The organism is Dietzia sp. B44 (assembly GCF_014145245.1).
GTDB classification, from domain to species: Bacteria; Actinomycetota; Actinomycetes; order Mycobacteriales; family Mycobacteriaceae; genus Dietzia; species Dietzia natronolimnaea.
On sequence record NZ_JAALEF010000298.1, the window covers coordinates 1 to 2,181 of the forward strand.

Consider the following 2,181-nt stretch of genomic DNA (forward strand, 5'->3'; position numbering starts at 1 on the left):
GCACCGGTCCGGGCGCGGCGAGCGGGTCCCGCCGGGTGGTGGTGGTGACGGCCGACCGGGGACTGCGGGCCAGGCTGCCTGAGGACGTCGTCGCCGTCGGACCCCGCGCCCTTCTCGGCTAGCTCCGGCGATCCCTGATGGCCCCTGACTGCCCCTGACGACCCCTGCCGCACCCATCGCGCCCGGCACCCCCCGGCCCGCGTGCACACTGGTGCAATGAGTCAGCCCCCCACGCCGCCCGAGATCCTGGTCGGCCCCATGCTCCGGTACGTCGACAGCACGGACGCGACGGTGTGGGTCGAGGTGTCCGCGCCGTGCACGGTGACGATCCGCGCCGGCGACGGCGAGGCCTCCGAACAGTCGTGGGGTGTCCACGGGCACCACTTCGCGGTGCTGCACCTTCGTGATCTCGAGCCGGGCGTGGAGACGCCCTACGAGGTGGCGCTCGACGGTGTACCCGCCTGGCCACTGGAGCCGGACCGCCCCAGCGTCATCCGCACCCCGCGCGCCGACGACACGGTCCGCCTGTCCTTCGGGTCCTGTCGCCGCGGGGAGAGCCAGACCCCGGTGGCGCTTCGCCGGATCGGGGCCGACGCCCTGGTGGCGCTCGCGCATCAGATGGCCCACACGGCGCACGACGACTGGCCCGACGCCATGCTGTTGCTCGGCGACCAGGTGTACGCCGACATCCCCAGCCGGGAGATCACCGAGCGGCTGGCGGCGCGCCGTCGGGCCGGGGAGGGGCCCCGGTCGGTGCGCGACTCCGCCGGTGACGGTGGGGACCGGGACGTGTCCGGGGAGATCTGCGACTTCGAGGAGTACTCCTGGCTGTACCACGAGTCGTGGCGCGACCCGGACGTGCGCTGGCTGCTGTCCACCGTGCCCAGCTGCATGATCCTCGACGACCACGACCTGCGCGACGACTGGAACTCCTCCCACGCCTGGCGCCGCGAGATGACGGCCCAGCCGTGGTGGCGCGACCGCGTGAGGGGGGCGTTCGCCAGTTACTTCGTCTACCAGCACCTGGGCAATCTCGCGCCGCGGGAGCTTGAGCAGGACGAGGTGTACCGGGCGGTCCGGGGTGCCCGGTCCGATGCCGAACGCGAACGGATCCTCGACGAGTTCGCCCTGTCCGCCGACGCCGACCGGGGCACCGCGCGGTGGAGCTTCAGTCGCGACTTCGGGCGGGTGCGGGTGGTGATGCTCGACGTGCGGGCCTCCCGCCGGCTGGACCCCGCCGACCGGCGCGTGATGGACCCGCAGGAGTGGGAGTGGGCGCGGGAGGCCTGCCTCGGGGCCGAGGTCGACCACCTGGTGATCGCGTCGTCCCTGCCCGCGTTCATGCTGCCGGCGCTGCATCATCTCGAGGGGTGGAACGAGGCGGTGAGCCGCGACCGGCCGGACAAGCCGCTGAGCGCCCGGATCGGCGAATGGGTGCGGCTGACGGTGGACCTCGAGCACTGGGCGGCCTTCCGCAACAGTTTCGACGACCTGATCGGGTTGCTCACCGAGGTGGCGGCCGGGGATCACGGGCGCGCGCCCGCCTCGATCCTCATGCTGGGCGGCGACGTCCACTGCTCCTACCTCGAGGAGGTCGAGCTCACCGCGCCGCGGGTGGCCGGGTCGCCGACTGGGGTGCACCAGCTGGTCATGTCCCCGTTCCGCAATCCTCTACAGAAGTCGATCCGGATGGTCAACCGGATCTCGGTGCGGTCTCCCGCGCCCGCGCTGACCCGCCGGCTCGCCGAGGCCGTGGGCGTGCGGGAGCCACGTGTCAGGTGGGAGGTCACCGACGGGATCTGGTTCCACAACGGGGTCATGACGCTGGTGATGCGCGGCCGCCGCGCCACCGTCAAGGTCGAACACGCCCACGTCGAGTGGCCGGCCGGAGGCCTGGGGAGGGTCCTCACGCTGCTGCCCGGTCTGGCGCCGGACTCCTGGGGTCGGAGGGGGCGACGACGACGAGGTGGGGATGACCTCGACGCCAAGCCCCGGCAGGTGTTGCGCAGGACGCTGACCAAGGAGCTCACCGACTGACCGGGGACCCGCCGGCCCGCGTGTCGGCGACGGTTCAGTCCAGTTCCGCGCGGAGTTCGCGCGCGGCGGCCGTGGGGTCGTCCGCGTCGGTGATCGCGCGGACCACCACCACCCGCCGGGCGCCCGCGGCCAGCACCTCGGGCA

At 73.1% G+C, this 2,181-nt stretch carries 1 protein-coding gene and 1 pseudogene; one reads left to right on the forward strand and one right to left on the reverse strand.

Going from position 1 to position 2,181, the window contains the following annotated elements:
- Nucleotides 1-216 precede the first annotated feature (216 nt).
- A complete protein-coding gene (locus tag G6017_RS10445) occupies nucleotides 217-2,037 on the forward strand; it encodes an alkaline phosphatase D family protein (protein ID WP_182617254.1) in 1,821 nt (606 codons plus the stop codon).
- A 34-nt stretch (nucleotides 2,038-2,071) separates the two neighbouring features.
- Here the strand turns inward: G6017_RS10445 and G6017_RS17335 are convergent.
- Nucleotides 2,072-2,181 (reverse strand): annotated as a pseudogene (locus G6017_RS17335) (thiamine phosphate synthase); the annotation flags it as partial.

Bases quoted from the DNA above. Each gene is read 5' to 3' on its own strand.
- G6017_RS10445 (WP_182617254.1), top strand. From the start codon at position 217: ATGAGTCAGCCCCCCACGCCGCCCGAGATCCTGGTCGGCCCCATGCTC.